At 69.0% G+C, this 19,702-nt stretch carries 15 protein-coding genes; 2 read left to right on the plus strand and 13 right to left on the minus strand.

The genetic code is table 11. The features are described 5' to 3' along the window. Positions 1–3 precede the first annotated feature (3 nt). Positions 4–147 (minus strand): hypothetical protein, encoded by a 144-nt coding sequence (locus ABIC70_RS06860; protein WP_164706385.1) that lies wholly within the window; start codon positions 145–147, stop codon positions 4–6. A 175-nt stretch (positions 148–322) separates the two neighbouring features. On the opposite strand from ABIC70_RS06860, the gene ABIC70_RS06865 reads away from it, so the two are divergent. Continuing rightward, on the plus strand, positions 323–946 hold the full coding sequence (locus ABIC70_RS06865) for a hypothetical protein (RefSeq protein WP_354439243.1): 624 nt from the start codon (positions 323–325) through the stop codon (positions 944–946). On the opposite strand, the gene dnaE is transcribed toward ABIC70_RS06865, so the two are convergent. Next, positions 943–4,461, minus strand: coding sequence for a DNA polymerase III subunit alpha (dnaE, locus tag ABIC70_RS06870; protein ID WP_043757240.1), 3,519 nt, complete (start codon positions 4,459–4,461; stop codon positions 943–945). The genes ABIC70_RS06865 and dnaE overlap by 4 nt on opposite strands. A 538-nt stretch (positions 4,462–4,999) precedes the next feature. On the opposite strand from dnaE, the gene ABIC70_RS06875 reads away from it, so the two are divergent. After that, on the plus strand, positions 5,000–6,268 hold the full coding sequence (locus ABIC70_RS06875; RefSeq protein ID WP_354439244.1) for a glycosyltransferase: 1,269 nt from the start codon (positions 5,000–5,002) through the stop codon (positions 6,266–6,268). A gap of 185 nt (positions 6,269–6,453) precedes the next feature. On the opposite strand, the gene ABIC70_RS06880 is transcribed toward ABIC70_RS06875, so the two are convergent. The 11 genes from ABIC70_RS06880 to nuoL form a co-directional block, all read right to left on the minus strand. Continuing rightward, positions 6,454–6,714 carry a hypothetical protein gene (locus ABIC70_RS06880; RefSeq protein WP_179696585.1) on the minus strand — a complete coding sequence of 87 codons (261 nt, stop codon included), beginning with the start codon at positions 6,712–6,714 and terminating at the stop codon, positions 6,454–6,456. A 373-nt stretch (positions 6,715–7,087) separates the two neighbouring features. After that, a complete protein-coding gene (locus ABIC70_RS06885) occupies positions 7,088–7,801 on the minus strand; it encodes an ABC transporter ATP-binding protein (RefSeq protein WP_043354253.1) in 714 nt (237 codons plus the stop codon). Positions 7,802–7,814: 13 nt separating this feature from the next. After that, positions 7,815–9,116, minus strand: a complete 1,302-nt coding sequence (locus ABIC70_RS06890) for a lipoprotein-releasing ABC transporter permease subunit (protein WP_043381918.1) — start codon at positions 9,114–9,116, stop codon at positions 7,815–7,817. 9 nt (positions 9,117–9,125) lie between these two features. Beyond that, complete coding sequence (gene proS / locus ABIC70_RS06895) at positions 9,126–10,451, minus strand: proline--tRNA ligase (protein ID WP_043381915.1); 1,326 nt, start codon at positions 10,449–10,451, stop codon at positions 9,126–9,128. Positions 10,452–11,107: 656 nt separating this feature from the next. Beyond that, positions 11,108–11,434: a DUF1467 family protein gene (locus ABIC70_RS06900; protein WP_043381913.1), complete on the minus strand. Its 327-nt coding sequence runs from the start codon at positions 11,432–11,434 to the stop codon at positions 11,108–11,110. 5 nt (positions 11,435–11,439) lie between these two features. Beyond that, positions 11,440–11,844 carry a methylmalonyl-CoA epimerase gene (mce, locus tag ABIC70_RS06905; RefSeq protein ID WP_043381911.1) on the minus strand — a complete coding sequence of 135 codons (405 nt, stop codon included), beginning with the start codon at positions 11,842–11,844 and terminating at the stop codon, positions 11,440–11,442. A 242-nt stretch (positions 11,845–12,086) separates the two neighbouring features. Beyond that, complete coding sequence (locus ABIC70_RS06910) at positions 12,087–13,760, minus strand: ribonuclease J (RefSeq protein ID WP_354439245.1); 1,674 nt, start codon at positions 13,758–13,760, stop codon at positions 12,087–12,089. A gap of 16 nt (positions 13,761–13,776) precedes the next feature. Next, positions 13,777–14,580, minus strand: coding sequence for a biotin--[acetyl-CoA-carboxylase] ligase (locus ABIC70_RS06915; protein ID WP_043354228.1), 804 nt, complete (start codon positions 14,578–14,580; stop codon positions 13,777–13,779). A 7-nt stretch (positions 14,581–14,587) separates the two neighbouring features. Beyond that, entirely contained in the window at positions 14,588–16,033 is a 1,446-nt protein-coding gene (gene nuoN / locus ABIC70_RS06920; RefSeq protein ID WP_043354226.1) for an NADH-quinone oxidoreductase subunit NuoN, read from the minus strand. A 10-nt stretch (positions 16,034–16,043) separates the two neighbouring features. Continuing rightward, entirely contained in the window at positions 16,044–17,564 is a 1,521-nt protein-coding gene (locus tag ABIC70_RS06925) for an NADH-quinone oxidoreductase subunit M (RefSeq protein WP_043354224.1), read from the minus strand. 1 nt (position 17,565) lies between these two features. Then, entirely contained in the window at positions 17,566–19,674 is a 2,109-nt protein-coding gene (nuoL, locus tag ABIC70_RS06930; protein ID WP_043381907.1) for an NADH-quinone oxidoreductase subunit L, read from the minus strand. Between the last annotated feature and the right edge of the window lie 28 nt (positions 19,675–19,702).

Genomic DNA, 19,702 nt, shown 5'->3' on the forward strand with positions numbered 1-19,702 from the left:
GGTTCAGGTCCAGGCCCGCTTCATCACCACGGCGACACGTCCGCCCGCATGCTCGGCATCCGGATTGCGCGGCTCCCGGATCCCGGGGGCGCGGCCGGTGGTGACGTAGACCAGCAGGGTGAGGGCGAGCAGGATCTTCGTGCGCATGGCGACGCTCAAGCTTGAGCGCCGGTGCATAGGATCGATCGCTTTTTAAGGAGTTGCTGCGGTGCACACGGACGGGATCGCGGCCCGGTTCCTGCGGACGTGGTGAAGGAAGGGTTGCGGGCCGGCCGCGATCGTCTATGCCGCCGGCCCGGGAAGTCCACAGGTGGAGGATGAGATGCGGCTCCGGATCGGCGTAGCTCTGGCGGTCGTCGGCATCGCCGCCGTGGCTCTCCTGGCGGGGCCGCTGAGCCGCGGCGACAGGCTGTCCGACATCCTCACCGGGCGGACGCCGCTGCTCGCCGGCGGCACCCGGGCGCCCGGTGGCGGCGCGAACCTCACCGGCACTGCCGACCTGGGGACGGATCAGCGTCCGGCGAACCTTTACCTCGCCTGCGATCCGGGCGGAACCGGCCTGTCGGCGGCGCTGACGGTGCCGCGCTTCGCCGAGCTGGCGCCGCGCTTCGACTTCGCCGGGCTCGAAGGCTCCGGCAGCGCGACGCCGCTCACCGGCATCCTCGTCTCCAGTGCCGGCAGCGTGCGCTCCATGCGGATGCCCGTGCAGGGCGCGGCGAGCGGGGCGGATTCGGGCTTCACCCTGACGGTGACGGGCGCCCGCCGCGGTGAGGATCCGCTGCGCGGCCTCGCCGTGGCGCTCACCCAGCCCGGCACCAAGCTCACCTGGACGCAGGCGAGCCCGCGCTCCGGCGATCCGGCCCTGACGGCGGTGTTCACGGTGGCGGAGAGCGACGCCGCCGCGCTGAAGGGCGCCCTCACCGGCTGCCTGGCGGCCCCGTTCTAGCTCACCTCCACCTGCACCACCCCCGGCACGGTCCGGAGCTGGCCGGCGAGCGTCGGCGTCGCCTGGAATTTGCCGGGCAGCCGGATCTCCACCTCGCGGCTGCCGCCATCGAGCTTGAGGATCAGCGACACCTCGCTCTCGCCGCGCATCGACAGGCGCTGCTGCACGGGGGCGACGCCGCGCGGGTCGCTCAGGTGGATGCGGATCCCCTTCTGGTGGCGGGCCACCGCCTGGTCGAGGGGCTCCGCGGTGAGGATCCGGGCGCGGACATCCTCGCCCTCCAAATTCGCCTGGAGCTGCAGCACCAGCGGGCGGCCCGGCTCGAGGATGTCGCGGTACTGGCCGAGCCCCTCGGAGAAGATGATCGCCTCGAAATGCGCGGTCCGGTCCGAGAGGGTGACGATGCCCATCTTGTTGCCGGTCTTGGTGCGCCGCTCCGCCCGGTCGAGCACGGAGGCCGCCACCCGGCCGACGCTAGAGGTCCCGGCCCGCACCGCGCGGCAGAAATCGGTCCAGCTCTGCACCCGCAGCTTGTCGAGCAGGTCGCCGTACTCATCCAGCGGATGACCGGAGATGAAGAACCCGATCGCCGCGTATTCCCGCTTCAACGTGTCGGCCATCGGCCAGATCTCGTGGGGCGGGATTCGCAGGGACACGTCGTCCGCCACCACGCCGCCGAACATGTCGGTGACGCCGGCCGATTCCGCCTCCGCCGCGCTGGCGGCGAGCTTCATCATCGGCTCCACCGCCGCGAAGGCGCGCGCCCGATCCGGCTCGATGCAGTCGAGTGCCCCGGCCTGGACGAGGCTCTCCAGGGTGCGCTTGTTGATCTGCCGCGGGTTGAGGCGGCGGGCGAGGCAGGCCAGGTCCTTGAACGGCCGGTCGCCGCGGGCCTCCACCAGCGCCCGCACCGCCTCCCGGCCGACGCCCTTGATGGCGGCGAGCGCGTAGAAGATCTTGCCGTCGCGCACCTCGAACACCTCGCCGGAGGTGTTGATCGAGGGCGGCTCCACCGTGATCTTCAGGCGCTGGGCGTCCTGTCGGAATTCGGCGAGCTTGTCGGTGTTGTCGATGTCGAGGGTCATGGCGGCGGCCAGGAACTCGACCGGGAAGTTCGCCTTGAGATAGGCGGTCTGGTAGGTCAGCAGCGCGTAGGCCGCCGCGTGGCTCTTGTTGAAGCCGTAATCGGCGAACTTGGCCAAGAGGTCGAAGATCTCGTTGGCCTTGGCCTTGGTCAGCCCGCGCTCGGTGCAGCCCTTCAGGAACCGGTCGCGCTGCGCGTCCATCTCGGCGCGGATCTTCTTGCCCATGGCGCGCCGGAGCATGTCGGCCTCGCCGAGCGAGTAGCCCGCCAGGACCTTGGCGATCTCCATCACCTGTTCCTGGTAGACGATGATGCCGAAGGTCTCCTTCAGCATCGGCTCCAGCTTCGGATCCGGGTACCAGGACGCCTCGTTGCCGGCGTCGCGGCCGAGCTTGCGCTCGCAATAGACCGGGATGTTGGCCATTGGGCCCGGGCGGTAGAGGGCCACCAGCGCGATGATGTCCTCAAGCCGGTCGGCCTGCATTTCGCAGAGCGCCTTGCGCATGCCAGCCGATTCCACCTGGAACACGCCGACCGTCTCACCCCGGCCCATCGGCCCGTAGGTGTTCGGATCGTCGAGCGGCAGCGACGCGAGGTCGATCTCGATGCCGCGCTGCTTCAGGAGATCGGTGCAGCAGCGCAGCATGGTCAGGGTTTTGAGGCCCAGGAAGTCGAACTTCACCAGCCCGGCCTGCTCGACCCACTTCATGTTGAACTGGGTCACCCGCATGCCGGTCTTCGGGTCGCGGTAGAGCGGGACCAGCTCCTCCAGGGGCCGGTCGCCGATCACCACGCCGGCCGCGTGGGTCGAGGCGTGGCGGTGCAGGCCCTCCAGCTTCTTGGCGATGTCGATGAGCCGGCCGACGATGGGCTCCTCCTCCATGGCCTGCTGGAGCTTGGGCTCGCCCTCGATCGCCTGGGCGAGGGTCACCGGGTTGGCGGGGTTCTGCGGCACCAGCTTGGTCAGCTTGTCGACCTGCCCGTAGGGCATCTCCAGCACGCGGCCGACATCGCGCAGCACGCCGCGGGCGAGCAGGGTGCCGAAGGTGATGATCTGCCCGACCTGCCCCTCGCCGTAGCGCTGCTGCACGTAGCGGATCACCCGCTCGCGGCCCTCGACGCAGAAGTCGATGTCGAAATCCGGCATCGAGACGCGCTCAGGGTTGAGGAAGCGCTCGAACAGCAGGCCGAAGCGCAGCGGGTCGAGGTCGGTGATCAGCAGCGACCACGCCACCAGCGAGCCGGCGCCGGAGCCGCGGCCCGGACCGACGGGGATGTCGTGGTCCTTGGCCCACTTGATGAAGTCCGAGACGATCAGGAAGTAGCCCGGGAACTTCATCGACACGATGACGTCGAGTTCGAAGGCGAGGCGCTTGCGGTAATCCTCCTCCGAGAAGCCCGGCGCCGTGCCGTGCTGCTTCAGGCGCAGCTCCAACCCGGCCTCGGCCTGCCGGCGCAACTCGGTCGGCTCGTCGGCCGAGACCGCCTGCACGCCCGTGTCCGCCGCCTCCGCCAGCGCCTCCGCCATGGGGGGCGTCTCGCCCGCCGCCACGGCGCCGAAATTCGGCAGGATCGGCTTGCGGGTCCGCGCCCGCACGGCGCAGCGCATGGCGATCTCGACGGTGGCCTGGAGCGCGTCCGGCAGGTCGCGGAACAGCGCGGCCATCTCGGCGCGGGTCTTGAAGGCGTGGCTCGGCGTCAGCCGGCGGCGGCGCTCGTCGGAGACGACGCGACCCTCCGCGATGGCCAGCAGGGCATCGTGGGCGTCGTAATCGTCGGGCTTGGCGAAGTAGGGCTCGTTGGTGGCGACGATCCCGAGGCCGTGGCGGCCGGCAAGGTCGAGAAGTGCGGTCTCGACCCGCCCCTCCTCGGGCAGGCCGTGGCGCTGCAACTCGACGTAGAGCCGGTCCTCGCCGAAAGCCTCCTTCAGCCGCTGCAGGCGGCCGAGGGCCAGTTCCGGCCGCCCGGCCCGGAAGGCGGCATCGAGGGGCCCCGACAGGCCGCCGGTGAGGGCGATCAGTCCCTCCGAGGCTCCGACGAGGGCCGCGGCGTCCAGGCGCGGCGCTTCGCCGAGCGCCGTGTCGAAATAGGCGCGGCTCGCCAGCCGCAGCAGGTTGGCGTAGCCGGCCTCGTCCTGGGCCAGGAGCACGATGCCATGGTGCGTCGGCGCTTGGCGCTGGTGCGGATCCGCGGCCTCGAACGCCACCGAGAGCTGGATGCCGGCGATCGGCTGGACGCCCTCGCCGGCCGCCTTCTCGGAGAATTCGAGCGCCCCGAACAGGTTGTTGGTGTCGGTCAGCGCCAGGGCGGGCTGCCGGTCGGCGACCGCGGCCTTGATCAGGGAGCCGACCTTCAGCGCCCCTTCGAGCAGGGAATAGGACGAGTGGACGTGGAGGTGGACGAATCCGACCTCCTTGAGCTGGCGTGGCATGGCCGACCTTGTTCCGGGGTCGGCCAGCATCCCCGCTCGCCGGCTCCAAGTCGACGTGTGCCGGGCCGACGAAAGGCGATATCCACCGGTCGTGCCCCGGAAGCACCAGTTCGGGCCAGGCCTGTGGATTATCGGCCGCGCCGGGCGGATCGCCTGTGCATAACCCGCCCATCGCAGGAACCGGGGGCGCCTTGGAAAAATCCGGCTAACGAACCGGTGCCAAGGCTATCGCCCAGGCGCCGACCGCCGCGAACAACAGCCCGAACGCCATGAACTCGACCATCCCGGTCAGGACCAACCGCTTCAGCATCGACCTGCCTCCCGTGTTCCGGCCCTAGTATGTTCATGTTTTGTTCCAATGGAAGGGCGTTCGGGCCACAAACCGGCGCCCGCTTATCGGTACAGTAAAAAGTGTCTTGATGCGGATCAGGCGGGCTGGCATGCCCCGCCTTCGAGACGAGCTCGTCACCGCTTGGGGGGTTCGAAGGAGTAAGCCATTCCCGCGCACCGGACGGTCGAACGGTTCGACGTCGCCCTCGTGGCCGTCGGCACGCACGGTGACGTGCTGCCGTTCATCGCGCTGGGTCACGAACTCCTGAAGCGCGGTCACGGCGTCTCGCTGGCGGCCCCGGCGCCCTTCGAGGCGATGGCCCGCCGGGCCGGACTCGCCTTCCAGCCCCTGGGTACGGTCGCGGATTACGAGGCGGTGATCCGCCAGCCGGATCTGTGGCACCCGCAGCAGGGCTTCCGCCCGATGTTCGATTACGCCCTGCAGGTGGCCGAGCCGGCCTGCCTGTGGCTCGGTGCGACCCGCGCCCGGGGGATCGACCTGCGGGTGGTCGCCTCGCCGCTGGGTTGGGGCGCCCGGCTCGCGCAGGATCTGTATGATCTCCCGACCGCGACGCTGCACGTCATGCCGTTCCTGATCGAGAGCCGGTACGATCCGCCGCGTCTGCCGGGCCTGCCGCTGCCGCGCGTCCTGCCGGCCTCCCTGCGGGCCTACGTGAATCTCGGCGTCGACAAGGTGGCGGTCGGCCCGTTCACGCTGCCGCCGCTCAACGCCCTGCGGGCCCGCCTCGGCCTCGATCCGGTCTACCGGCTGCGTCACTGGTGGAACAGCCCGACCGGCATGCTCCTCATGTTCCCCGACTGGTACGCGGAGCCGCAGGCCGACTGGCCGGGTCAGGCGGTGCAGCTCGGCTTCCCGCTGGTCGACCGGTTCGGCGACGTGGCGGCCATGCCGCCGGAGCTGGAGGCGTTCCTCGCGGCGGGCGACCCGCCGATCGTGTTCACCTACGGCTCGGCCATGCGCCAGGGGGCCGGCTTCTTTGCCACCGCGGTGCGGCTGTGCCGGCGGATGAACCGGCGCGGCGTCCTGCTCGCTCCCCAGGGCGGCCAGATCCCGAAGCCGCTTCCGGCCGGGATCATCCACCTGCCCTACGCGCCCCTGAGCGCCCTGTTGCCGCGCAGCGCGGCCCTGGTCCATCACGGGGGCGTCGGCACGGTGGCGCAGGCTTTGGCCGCGGGGATCCCGCAGCTCGTGGTGCCCGTGGCTTTCGACCATTTCGACGAGGGGCGGCGGCTGAAGGACCGCGATCTCGGCGCCACCCTGAGCCGCCGCGCCTTCCGTCCCGCACGGGCGGCGCGGGTGCTGGGCCGGCTGCTCGCCGATCCCGTCGTGGCGCTGGCCTGCGCGGCGGCCCGGGCACGGATGGCGGGGAGCTCCGACGCCATCATCGACGCCTGCGACTACGTCGAGAGACTGATGCCGACCGAGGCCGGTTCCGGCCCCTCCGTCGCTCCCTGACCGCACCGGTCGCGCGGGGCGGCCCGAACGCGAGCGGCGCCGCCCCGGGGGGGGGGGCGGCGCCGTCTGCTTACTGGCCGAGCAGAGTCGTGGCCGAGCCGACGAGCGTCATGAGCAGGCCGCTCACGAAGGCACCGATCATGACGTAGGAGAGAGCCTTCAGCTTCATCTGTCCTCGCGTCGGATCAGCAGCGGTAACCGCCGGCGGTCTGGCCGTACTGCTTCACCGGCCGGGTCTGCTGATCGGCGTTGCCTTCGGCGGCCGAGCTCATCGGGCAGCCCACGTAGTTGGGATTGTCGTGGACACCGAGGCCGAGGGAGCCGGTCGTCTCAACCTCGTAGGGAGCGAAGCCGGTCCAGCGCGCGCCGTTCTCCGCCAGAGCGGACGAGATCGGAGCGACACCAAGAACAAGAGCAGTGACGGCGGCGGCGATACGGGTCTTCATGGCAGGGCTCCAGAGATCACGCAGTACAGGCCGGTTGTTCGGCTCTGTTTTATCTAGCGTGATGATAAGATAGGGAGCCGGTGTCTTCCGCGACGTGACTCGCCGCACGCGACGGGACGGATTAAAAATCGTGTGCATTTATGGACGCGTGAAGCCAGGCATGGGCGTCGCCGACGGCGCGGGTTGGGCGAACCGCAGGGTTGAAGGACCGCCCGTATGGCGCGTGGGGGGTGACGTCCGGGCGCACGAAGTCCGCCGCCGCCGCCTTGACCGGGAGCGATCTTGAGCCGAGCCCGTCCGCGTCGATGCGCGCGGCGCCGCGCGCGCCGATCCGCGGACACACGGGACGGTCCGTGCGGACGCGTCGCCGGACTCAGTCGAGCTGCGTGATCAGCCCGTCGCGGATGGTCACCCGCCGGTCCATCCGGGCGGCCAGCTCGAGGTTGTGGGTTGCGACCAGAGCGGCGAGGCCCGAGGCGCGGACCAGCGCCATCAGGACCGAGAAGACGTGGCCCGCCGTCCCGGGGTCGAGATTGCCGGTGGGCTCGTCGGCCAGCAGGAGGCGCGGGCCGTTGGCCACCGCCCGCGCGATGGCGACGCGCTGCTGCTCGCCGCCCGACAGCTCGGCCGGGCGGTGCGGGAGCCGTTCCTTGAGGCCCAGGAAGCTCAGGAGTTCCGTGGCGCGGGCCTTCGCCTCCGGACCCTTCAGACCGCGGATGAGCTGCGGCATCACCACGTTCTCCAGGGCGGAGAATTCCGGCAGGAGATGATGGAACTGGTAGACGAAGCCCATCTCCTCGCGCCGCAGACGGGTGCGCTCGGCATCGGCCATCGCCGCGGTGGGATGGCCGCCGATAAAGATCTCGCCCCCATCCGGCCGCTCCAGAAGGCCGGCCAGATGCAGCAGGGTCGATTTGCCGGCGCCCGACGGCGCCACCAGCGCCACCAGTTCCCCCGGCCAGATCGCGAGGTCAGCCCCGCGCAGGATCTCCAGGGCACCTTCGGCCTGGGGATAGCGCCGCTCGACGCGGGAAAAGAACAGGGCCGGGACCGGCTGGTCGCCGGTTGTCTGGCTCGACTCACTCATCGGATGCGGCCCGTCAGCCGTAGCGGAGGGCCTGCACCGGATCGAGCCGGGCGGCGCGCCAGGAGGGATACAGCGTCGCCGCGAGCGACAGCAGCAGGGACGTGATCACCACGGCGGTGATCTCCTTCGGATTCATCTGGGCCGGGATCTCGGCGAGGAATCGCACGGTCGGATCCCAGGCGCCGGGAAACAGCACGTGCTGGATCGGCTTGATGTTCAGGGTGATCAGGACGCCCAGCGCCAGCCCGCTCAGCGTTCCGACGACGCCGATCAGGGCGCCGTTGATGAGGAACACCCGCATGATCGTGCCGGGCGTCGCCCCCATGGTCCGCAGGATCGCGATGTCGCTCGACTTGTCGCGCACCAGCAGGATCAGGCCGGAGACGATGTTGAGCGTCGCCACCACGACGATCAGGCTGAGGATCAGGAACATCACGTTCCGCTCCACCTCCAGGGCCCCGAAGAAGGTCCGGTTGCGCTGGCGCCAGTCGGTGAGCAGGATCGGGCGCTCGGCCGCCATCTCCAGGGGCTCGCGCATGTCGCCGACATGATCGGGATCGTCGACATAGATCTCGATCATGCTGACGTCGCCGTCCCTGTTGAAGAACGCCTGCGCCTCGGCCAGGGGCATGAACACGAAGGTCTGGTCGAACTCGGTCATGCCGACCTCGAACACCGCCTTGACCGTGTAGCTCTTGGTCCGGGGCGCCGTTCCGAAGGGCGTCGACGAGCCCTTGGGCGTCACCAGCGTGATCGTATCTCCGGCCTGCAGGCCGAGGGTGTCGGCGAGCCGCCGGCCGATCAGCACGCCCGTGCCGTCGTCGAAGCCCTCCAGGGTGCCCCCGCGGATCGCCGAGGATACCGCCGCCAGGGCGTCGAGGTCGGCGGCCCGCACGCCGCGGATGATCACGCCGGAGCCGCCATATTGCGACGACGCGAAGGCCTGGCCCTCCACCAGCGGCACCGCGGCGCGCACGCCCGCGACCTTCGACAGGCGCTCCGACAGGTCGGTCCAATCGTTGAACGGCCGGTCGATCGGGGTGGCGAACAGGTGACCGTTGATGCCCACGATCTTCGAGAGCAGCTCCGCCCGGAAGCCGTTCATCACCGACAGGACGATGATCAGCGTGGCGACACCCAGCGCGATGCCCAGCACCGAGAAGAACGCCACCACCGAGACGCCGCCGCCCCGTCGGCGGGCGCGCAGGTAGCGGCCGGCGAGGATCCACTCGAACGGCGCGAACGGGGCAGTGGTGCCCGCACGGAACGACGCCGCGAAGGTCCTGACCCGGTCCAGCGCCGCTGATGCCGCCATCGGCACGCCTCAGACGCGCCGGATGCGTGCCAGCAGATCGACGATGGCGAGGCTCTCGCGCTCGCCCCCGGCACGCCGCTTCAGCTCGACCTTGCCCTCCGCCAAGCCCTTCGGCCCGACGATCACCTGCCAGGGCAGGCCGATCAGGTCCGCGGTGGCAAACTTGGCGCCGGGGCGCTCGTCGCGGTCGTCGTAGAGCACCGACAGGCCGGCGGTCTCGAGATCCGACTGGATCTGCGCGCAGGCGGCATCGGTGCCGGCATCGCCGACCTTCAGATTGATCAGGGCCACGTCGAACGGCGCGACCGAATCCGGCCAGATGATGCCGGCCTCGTCGTGGCTCGCCTCGATGATCGCCGCCACCAGCCGGCTCGGACCGATGCCGTAGGAGCCCATATGGACCGGCCGCTCGATCCCGTCCGGCCCGGCGACCTTGGCGCCCATCGGCTCGGAATACTTGGTGCCGAAATAGAAGATGTGCCCGACCTCGATGCCGCGTGCCGCGAGGCGGCTGTCCTCCGCAACCTCCGCAAAGGCCTCCGGCTCGTGCATCTCCTCGGTGGCCGCGTAGTGCGAGGTCCAGGCATCGACGATGCCCTGGAGGGCGGCGACGTCGTCGAAATCCACGGTCTCCGGCGGAATGTCGAAGTCGAGATAGGCCTTGTCGCAGAAGACCTCGCTCTCGCCGGTCTTGGCCAGGATGATGAATTCGTGGGACAGGTCGCCGCCGATGGGGCCGGTATCGGCGCGCATCGGGATCGCCTTGAGGCCGAGCCCGGCGAAGGTGCGCAGGTAGGCGACGAACATCCGGTTGTATGCGTGGCGGGCGCCGGCCTGGTCGAAATCGAACGAGTAGGCGTCCTTCATCAGGAACTCGCGGGAGCGCATCGTGCCGAAGCGCGGCCGCACCTCGTCGCGGAACTTCCACGAGATCTGGTAGAGGTTCTTGGGCAGGTCCTTGTACGAGCGCACGCTCGCCCGGAAGATCTCGGTGACCATCTCCTCGGCGGTGGGGCCGTAGAGCATCTCGCGCTCGTGCCGGTCCTTCAGGCGCAGCATCTCCTTGCCGTAGGCGTCGTAGCGGCCGGATTCCCGCCACAGCTCGGCGGATTGCACCGTCGGCATCAGGATCTCGATGGCGCCGGAACGGTCCTGCTCCCGCCGGATCACCGCGCAGACCCGCTCCAGCACCCGCAGGCCGAGCGGCAGCCACGCGTAGATGCCGGCCGACTCCTGACGCACCAGGCCGGCGCGCAGCATCAGCCGATGCGAGACGATCTCGGCTTCCTTGGGCGTCTCGCGCAAGGTCGGCATGAAATAGCGGGAGAGACGCATGTCGTCAGAGTCTTGGAAGAGGATCGGCCGGGAGGAGCCGCGGCGCGCCGGCACACAACACGCCGGAGACGCAAATTACAAGCACTGCGCGACCACGGCGGGGCGTAATCGCGGCGAACCGGAGGCGGCGGCCCGGCCGCGGTTGGGCCGCTGCCTAGGCGGAAAGCGGTATGCCCATTTGCCGGCAAGAAAGCGCAGATTTTTCTCGCAGACCCGGTGACAACACGAATTGTTGTTCCTATAAGCGTCCGGCGATGTTTGCGACGCCCGGAAGAGGTGGCGCAAGGTCCGAGTCTCGGGAGGAAAAGCGACCGCTCCGCAGCCAATGCGTGGGATATTCAAAGGTCGAGCCATTGAAGCTTGAAAGCAAGGCCTCGGGCCTTGCTTTTTTTATTCTTGGCGGCGGGCTGCGTTGCCCCGTCCACCGGGCGCTTGTCGAGGGACAGCGCTGAAGGCCGCCGGAGGCGACCCGTTCAGCACCGAGAGCCGGGCGGGTCCCGACCCTTCGATCCCCGGGAGACAAATGGTCGCCGTCAGACCGCTGCGTGCGGCGGGCCTATCCCTCCGATGACGTCCCGCACGCATCGCCCGGAGACGTGAGCCCGGGCATGGCCTGTCTTACGGCGAGCTCAGAGAAACCCCGGCTCTGAGCCGTCCTACAGCCCGGCCAGGGGGAACACCGCCAGGGCGATCAGGAAGGCGGCCCCTGCGACCAGCGTCGTCCAGATGGCCTTCTCGCGCAGCCGCGGCGCCGCCGGAGCGCCGGGATCCTGGCCTGGGACCACGTGGGTGGGCCGCGTCTCGGGCTGGTTGCGCAGGGGCAGGACCGCGAAGAGCAGCGTCCACCAGACCACGAAGTAAAGGGCGATCGCGCCGCCCACCGTCAGCTTGAACAGGCTCACCGCCGCGGCCACGAAGGCGGCGATCAGCACGGTGATCACCGCCAGGGTCACCGGCGTCGAGCGGGCCAGGCTGTGCATCATCCGGCTCACACCTGCTCCAGCTCGACCAGGGTTCCCAGGAAGTCCTTGGGGTGAAGGAACAGGACCGGCTTGCCGTGGGCTCCGATCCGCGGCTCGCCGGTGCCGAGGACCCGGGCGCCCTGGGCCTTGAGCTTGTCGCGGGCGGCCAGGATGTCGTCGACCTCATAGCAGACGTGGTGGATGCCGCCGCCCGGGTTGCGGGCCACGAAGGCTTCGATCGGCGAGCCCTCCCCGAGGGGGGACATCAGCTCGATCTTGCTGTTCGGCAACTCGACGAACACGACCGTGACACCGTGCTCCGGCTGCGGGAGCGGCGGGGTGATCGTGGCGCCGAGCGTGTCGCGATAGACCGCGCAGGCGGCGTCGAGATCCTGTACGGCGATGGCCACGTGATTGAGACGGCCGATCATGTTGCTTCCTCCCCGTTCGCGTGCCGATCGGCAGGCCGCTGCTTCCAGGCGCACCCTCATCCTCGGGGCCTGCGCGGGCCGCCGCGAAGGCGCCCGCCAAGGAACGCCCCGAGAAAGGCCCCGAGGATCGCGCCAAGGATCGCGCGTCCCGCTGGAGGGCGCCCCTGAGACCCCCTGTGCAGGGGTCTCAGGATGAGGGTCTGGACCGGACCTGCCGTGGTCCGTTCGTCTGTTGTCGTAACTTAAACTTCGACCACCTGCACGTGGCAGGCGGGCTTCTTGCCCCAGACCTCGTTGACCGCGGTGCGCACCGCCCGGTCGACCGTCTTCTCGACGCTCTCCGAGTCCTTCAGCTTGCCCCGCGACATCCCCGACAGGGTGCGGGAGACCGCATCCACGACCGTTTCGATCAACGGCTCGCCGGACCGGCCGCGGTTCGGCAGGCCGATGATGTCCACCGCCGGCTCGCCGAGAACCACGCCGTCCTCGTCGATGGCGATCGCCACCGAGACCAGGCCGGCCTGCATGAGCTTGCGCCGTTCCGGGATCGCCCGGTCCTTCTCGTCGATCAAGACGTCGCCGTCCTTGAACAGCCGGCCGGCCTTCACGTGGTCGACCACCGCCGGCGTGCCGGGGCTCAGGCGGATCAGGCTGCCGTTGCGGGCCTTGACCACGTTCTGCACGCCCTGCGCCCGGGCGAAGCGGGCATGCTCGTCGAGGTGCAGGGCCTCGCCGTGGACCGGGATCGCCGTGCCGGGACGGGTCCACTTGTACATCTCGACCATCTCGTCCCGGCGCGGGTGGCCGGAGACGTGGACGAGGTCGGTGCGGTCGGTGATCACCTCGACGCCCTGCTCGATCAGGTCGTTGATGATCGACCCGACATCGCGCTCGTTGCCGGGAATGGCGCGCGAGGAGAAGATCACCTGGTCACCGGCGGTGAGGCTGATATCCGGATGGTCCCGGCGGGAGACCCGGGCCAACGCGGCCCGCGGCTCGCCCTGCGATCCGGTGAGCAGGGCCACGACCCGCTCCCGCGGCAGACTCTTCCAGGAATCGGCGCGGCGGAATTCCGGCAGGCCGTCGAGGTAGCCGCATTCGCGGGCCACATCGATCACCCGGTCCATGGCGCGGCCGACTGCGATGACCTCGCGGCCGCAGGCGACGGCGGCTTCGGCGACCGCGCGGATGCGGGCGACGTTCGACGCGAAGGTGGTCACCGCGACCCGGTGGGGGGCGTCCGCGATCAGCGTCTTGAGGGTCTCGGCCACGGTCTTCTCGCTGGGCGAGAAGCCCTCGCGCACGACGTTGGTCGAGTCGCAGACGATGGCGAGGATACCCTCGTCGCCGAGCGCCGTGAACGCCTCCGGCGAGGTGACCGAGCCGGCCACCGGGGTCGGGTCGATCTTCCAGTCGCCGGTGTGGAGCACGAGGCCCGCGGCGGTGCGGATCGCGATGGCGTTCGATTCCGGGATCGAGTGCGAGACCGGCACATACTCGAGCTCGAACGGTCCGACGGTCACACGCCGGCCGGGCTTGACCTCACGCAGCTCGACCTTCGGGGCGCCGGGCTCGGAGAGGCGCCGGGTCTCCAGCAGGTTCTTGGCGAAACGGGTCGCGTAGACCGGGACCTTGAGCCGGGGCCACAGCTCCGAGATCGCCCCGATATGGTCCTCGTGCGCGTGGGTGATGAAGATCCCCAGCAGATCCTTGCGCCGCTCCTCGATGAAGGAGAGGTCGGGGAACATCAGGTCCACCCCCGGCATCTGCTCTTCGCCTGCGAAGCCCATGCCGCAATCGACCATGATCCATTTCCGGCTCTTCTCCGGGCCGAACCCGTAGAGCGCCGCATTCATTCCGATCTCGCCCACGCCGCCGAGCGGCAGGAAGACCAGCTCCTCCTGTCCCATTGCCATCTGTCGTCGTCCAAACTCAGGCCGCCGTCGCGGCCGTTCCGAAATGCACCTCGCCCGCCGTCACGGTATGCCGATTCCCATCGGGGGCGAGGATCACGAGCCGCCCCCCCTCGTCGATCGTCTCGAACACGCCCCGCAGGATGTGCCCGCCGCTGCGCACCGCGATCTCGGTTCCGAGACCCGCGGCCCGCGCGAGCCAAGCCGCGCGCAGGTCAGCGAAATTCCGTCCCCGGTCCCAGGCGCGCGCCTGCGCGGCCATCCGGTCCGAGAGATGTTCCAGTAGCGCCTCGGCGCCCCCGGCGTAACCCGCCGCCGCCAAGCTCATTGCGGCGAGCCCGTCCGGGGCCGCCGCGACGTTGACGCCGAAGCCGATCACCGCGGCGCGCCGGCCGCCCGGCAGCGTCTCGGCCTCCAGAAGCAGGCCGGCGAGCTTAGCGCCGCCGAGCAGGACGTCGTTCGGCCACTTGAGCTGCAGAGATCGGGCGGCGCTGCCGGATCCGGTATCCGGCAGGGTGCCGCAGGTCGCCTCCAGCGCCTCGATCAGCGCGAGGCCGGCCACGAAGCCGAGTTCGGCGAGGTGGTCTGGCGCAACCCCGGCGATGGGCCACAGCACGCTCGCCGCGAGGTTGCCCGGCAGCGAGGCCCAGCTGTTGCCGCGCCGGCCGCGGCCCGCCTCCTGACGGTGGGTCACCACCCAGAGGGGGCCGGTCTCGCCCGCGCGCGCCTGAGCCATCGCCTCCGTGTTGGTGGAGCCGAGGGTCTCGTGGACATGCAGGCGATGGCCCTCGGCGCGCGCCGCGGACCCCAGTCGGTAGGGCAAGGCCGTCCTAGAACAGAGACCGGGCGGCCCGGCCTGCGGCGCCGACCAGCGGCCCGGGCAGGAGGAAGAACAGCACCACCACGACGCTCGAGAGGGCGAGCACCACGCGCAGGCCCGGCGCCATCGTCTCGTAGGGCTCCCGGGGCTCGTCGAAATACATGATCTTGACCAGCCGCAGGTAGTAGTAGGCGCCGACGACGCTGGTGACGACGCCGATCACCGCCAGAGTGACCAGGCCCGCCTTGATCGCGGCGGCGAAGACGTAGAACTTCGCGAAGAACCCGGCCAGCGGCGGGATGCCGGCCAGCGAGAACATCATCGCGGCGAGGCAGAAGGCCAGCCACGGATGCGTCCGCGACAGACCGGACAGATCGTCGATCTTCTCGAACATCACCTCCCTGCGCCGGAGCGACAGGATGATCGCGAAGGTGCCGAGGGTCATCGCGAGGTAGATGATCATGTAGATGACGAGCCCGCTGATCCCCTCCTCCGAGCCGGAGGCCAGCCCGATCAGCGCGTAGCCGATATTGGCGATCGACGAGTAGGCCATCAGGCGCTTGATCGACGTCTGGCCGATGGCCGCGAAGGAGCCGAGCGCCATCGACGCGATCGAGACGAAGATGAAGATCTGCTGCCAGATCGCCGTCACGTCCGGCATGGCGCCGATGAAGACCCGCACGGTCATCGCCACGGCGGCCATCTTGGGCGCCGAGGCGAAGAAGGCCGTCACCGGGGTCGGCGAGCCCTCGTAGACGTCGGGCGTCCACATGTGGAACGGCACGGCCGCCAGCTTGAAGCACACGCCGGCCGCCAGGAACACGATACCGAGCACGATGCCGAAGCCGGCATTCTCGGTGAGCGCCGAGACGATGCCGGGGAACGAGACGGTGCCGGTGAAGCCGTAGACCAGCGAGGCGCCGTAGAGCAGCATGCCGGAGGAGAGCGCGCCGAGCACGAAGTACTTGAGGCCGGCCTCGGTGGACTTGACGTCGTCCCGGTGGAAGGCGGCGATCACGTATGCGGCGAGCGACTGAAGCTCGAGGCCGAGATACAGCGCGATCAGGTCGTTGGCCGAGACCATCACCATCATGCCGATGGTGCAGAGCACGATCAGCACGGGGAACTCGAACCGGTCGATGCGCTCGCGCTTGAAGAAGTCGTGCGCCAGCAGGATCGTCGCCGAGGAGCCGAGCAGCACCAGGGACTTCATCACCTTGGAGAAGGCATCCGACACGAACGCGCCCGACAGGGTGGTCACCCGACCTTGGGCCGGCTGGGAGATCACCACCGACAGGGCGACGAGGAGCAGGACCAGGGCGCCGATGCTCACGGTCTCGGCGGAGCGTTCGCCGCGCCAGGCGCCGTAGAGGATCAGGACCATGACGCCGACGCCGAGGATCAGCTCGGGCAGGAGCGGCGCCAGGGAGGGCAGGACGGAGTGGACGGTTGTCATGGTGTCCGCCTCAGCGCGGGATCGGCAGCGCCGCGGCGGCCGTCTGGGTGTTCGAGAGGGCGGCCTTCATGCTCGCCATCAGCGCATCCGTGGAGGGCGCGAACACGTCGAGCACGGGAGCCGGGTGCACCCCATAGTAGATCGTCAGCACCACCAGCGGCGCCAGGATGATCTTTTCGCGGGTATCCAGATCCAGGATGCCCTGGAGGTTGGGCTTCTCCAGCTTGCCGTAGACCACCCGGGCGTAGAGCCACAGGGCATAGGCTGCCGACAGGATGATGCCGAAGGTCGAGAAGAAGGCCACATTCGGGTTCGCCTTGAAGGCGCCGAGCATCGCCAGGAACTCGCCCACGAAGCCGGAGGTGCCGGGCAGGCCGACATTGGCCATGGTGAAGATCAGCATGGCCACCGCGTAGAGCGGCATCCGCTTCACGAGGCCGCCATAGGCGGCGATCTCGCGGGTGTGCATCCGGTCGTAGACCACGCCGACGCAGAGGAAGAGCGCCCCCGACACGATGCCGTGCGAGATCATCAGGAACAGCGCGCCCTGGATGCCCTGCTCGTTCAGGGTGAACAGGCCGAGCGTCACGAAGCCCATATGGGCCACCGACGAGTAGGCGATCAGCTTCTTGATGTCGGTCTGCATCATCGCGGTGAGCGACGTGAAGATGATCGCGATCACCGACAGGGCGAAGACGAAGGGCGCGAAGTCGTGGCTCGCCACCGGCAGCATCGGGAGGGAGATCCGGATGAAGCCGTAGCCGCCCATCTTCAGGAGGATGCCGGCCAGGATCACTGAGCCGGCCGTGGGCGCCTCCACGTGGGCGTCGGGCAGCCAGGTATGGACCGGCCACATCGGCATCTTCACCGCGAAGGAGGCGAAGAAGGCGAGCCACAGCCATGTCTGCATCTGCACCGGGAAGCGGTACTGCAGCAGGGTCGGGATGTCGGTGGTGCCGGCCTGCCAGTACATCGCCATCACGGCCAGCAGCATCAGCACCGAGCCGAGCAGGGTGTAGAGGAAGAACTTGAAGCTCGCGTAGATCCGGCGCGCGCCGCCCCAGATGCCGATGATCAGGAACATCGGGATCAGGCCGGCCTCGAAGAACAGGTAGAACAGCAGCAGGTCGAGAGAGGCGAACACGCCGATCATCGTCGTCTCGAGGACGAGGAAGGCGACGAAATACTCCTTCACCCGGAAGTGGATCGAGTGCCACGACGCGCCGATGCAGAACGGCATCAGGAAGGTGGTCAGCAGGATCAGCGGCATCGAGAAGCCGTCGACGCCGAGCTTGAACCGGATCGTCTCGGTGAGCCACGCGTGGCTCTCCACCAGCTGGAAGCTCGACGAGGCGGCGTCGTAGCGGTTCCAGGCCACCAGGGAGAGCAGGAAGGTGACGATTGTCGTCGCGAGGGCGGCCCAGCGGCTGTTGCGCGCGACCGATTCCTCGTCGCCGTTCAGCGTCAGGATGAAGGCCGCGCCGCAGAGCGGGACGATCAGCAGGCCGGAGAGGATGCCGAGGCCGAGCATGTCAGTGAGCCCCCTTGGGCAGGCCGGACATCAGGTACCAGCTGATCAGGCCGGCGACGCCGATGAGCATCACGAAGGCGTAGTGGTAGACGTAGCCGGTCTGGAGCCGGACCACGCCGCGGGTCACGTCCACGACGCGCGCCGCGATGCCGTTCGGCCCGAGGCCGTCGATGATCCGACCGTCGCCCTGCTTCCAGAGGAACAGGCCGAAATCCTTGGCCGGGCGGACGAAGATCCGGTCGTAGATCTCGTCGAAGTACCACTTGTTGAGCAGGAACCGGTACAGCGACGGCTGCTGCGCGGCGAGCTCGCCGGGCAGCTCCGGCCGGCGGATGTACATCCAGTAGGCCAGGACGAAGCCGAGGATCAGCATGATCAACGGGGAGTAGGAGACCAGCGCCGGGACCTCGTGGATCTCGTGCATGATGTGGTTGTTCGGCCCATGCGCCAGGGCGTGGCCCCAGAACGCGTCCATCCCCTCGCCGATGAAGCGGTCGTGGAAGATGATCCCGGCGAACAGCGCGCCGAAGGCGAGGATCGCCAGCGGGATCGTCATCACCAGCGGGCTCTCGTGGGGCGTGTGGTCACCGTGGTGGCCGTGCCCGTGATGGTCGTCGGCGACGAGGTCGCTCCTGTGGGCCGGCTCGATGTCGTGGCCGTGGTCGTCGTGGGCCGCGCCCTCGGTGTGACCGGGCAGGCCGTCGGCCTCGTGCGCCAGGGTGGAATGCGCCACCGCGGGAGCGTCGTGATGGTCGTGCGCGGCATGCGCACCCCAGCGGGCCGGTCCCTCGAATGTCATGAAGAACAGGCGCCAGGAGTAGAACGAGGTGAAGAACGCCGCCACCACGACGCACAGGAAGGCGAGCGTGTGGCCCGGCCGGGTCGAGGCGTAGGCGGCCTCGATGATCGCGTCCTTCGAGTAGTAGCCGGCCGTGTAGGGGAAGCCGATCAGCGCGAGGGAGCCGATCGCCATCATGGCGCTGGTATAGGGGATGTAACGGCGCAGGCCGCCCATGTTCCGCATGTCCTGCTCGTGGTGCATCGCGTGGATGACCGAGCCGGCCCCGAGGAACAGCAGCGCCTTGAAGAAGGCGTGGGTGAACAGGTGGAACACGCCGGCCGAATAGGCGCCGACGCCGAGCGCCACGAACATGTAGCCGAGCTGCGAGCAGGTCGAGTAGGCGATCACCCGCTTGATGTCGTTCTGCACGAGGCCGATCGTCGCCGCGAAGAACGCCGTGATGCCGCCGATCACCGTCACGACGATGAGCGCGTTCGGCGCTTCCTCGAAGAGCGGCGACAGGCGGGCGACCATGAAGACGCCGGCGGTGACCATGGTGGCGGCATGGATCAGCGCCGAGACCGGGGTCGGGCCCTCCATGGCGTCGGGCAGCCACGTGTGGAGCAGGAACTGCGCCGACTTGCCCATGGCGCCCATGAACAGGAGCAGGCAGGCGAGCGTCAGGGCGTTCCAGTCGTAGCCGAGGAAGTGGAAGGAGAGCGTCTTGATCGCGTCGACCTTGTCGAAGATCGCGTCGAACGCCACCGAGCCGGTGAGGACGAAGGTCAGGAAGATGCCCAGCGAGAAGCCGAAATCGCCGACGCGGTTGACGATGAACGCCTTCATGGCGGCGGCGTTGGCCGAGGGCTTCTCGTACCAGAAGCCGATCAGCAGGTAGGAGGCCAGGCCCACGCCCTCCCAGCCGAAGAACATCTGCACGAGGTTGTCGGCCGTCACCAGCATCAGCATGGCGAAGGTGAACAGCGACAGGTAGGCGAAGAAGCGCGGCCGGTGCGGGTCCTCCTCCATGTAGCCCACGGAGTAGAGATGCACGAGGGTCGAGACGGTGGTGACCACCACCAGCATCACCCGCGTCAGGGTGTCGACCTTGAAGGCCCAGTCGACCTGGAGGTCGCCGGCCGCGAACCAGGAGGCGACCTGCACGCGCTCGGCCGGACCGCCGTCGATGAACACGCCCCAGGCGATCAGCGCCGTGAAGGCGAGGAAGGACGTGGTGATGTACTCACAGGCCCGCGCCCCGATGTACCGGCCGAACAGGCCGGCGATCAGGAAGCCGATGAGCGGGAAGAAGACGATCGCGTGATACATCGCTCTCTTGCAGTCCGTCCTCCGGGCC

Origin of the sequence: Methylobacterium sp. 1973, from assembly GCF_040545035.1 — a bacterium.
In the GTDB taxonomy this organism is placed as follows: Bacteria; Pseudomonadota; Alphaproteobacteria; order Rhizobiales; family Beijerinckiaceae; genus Methylobacterium; species Methylobacterium fujisawaense.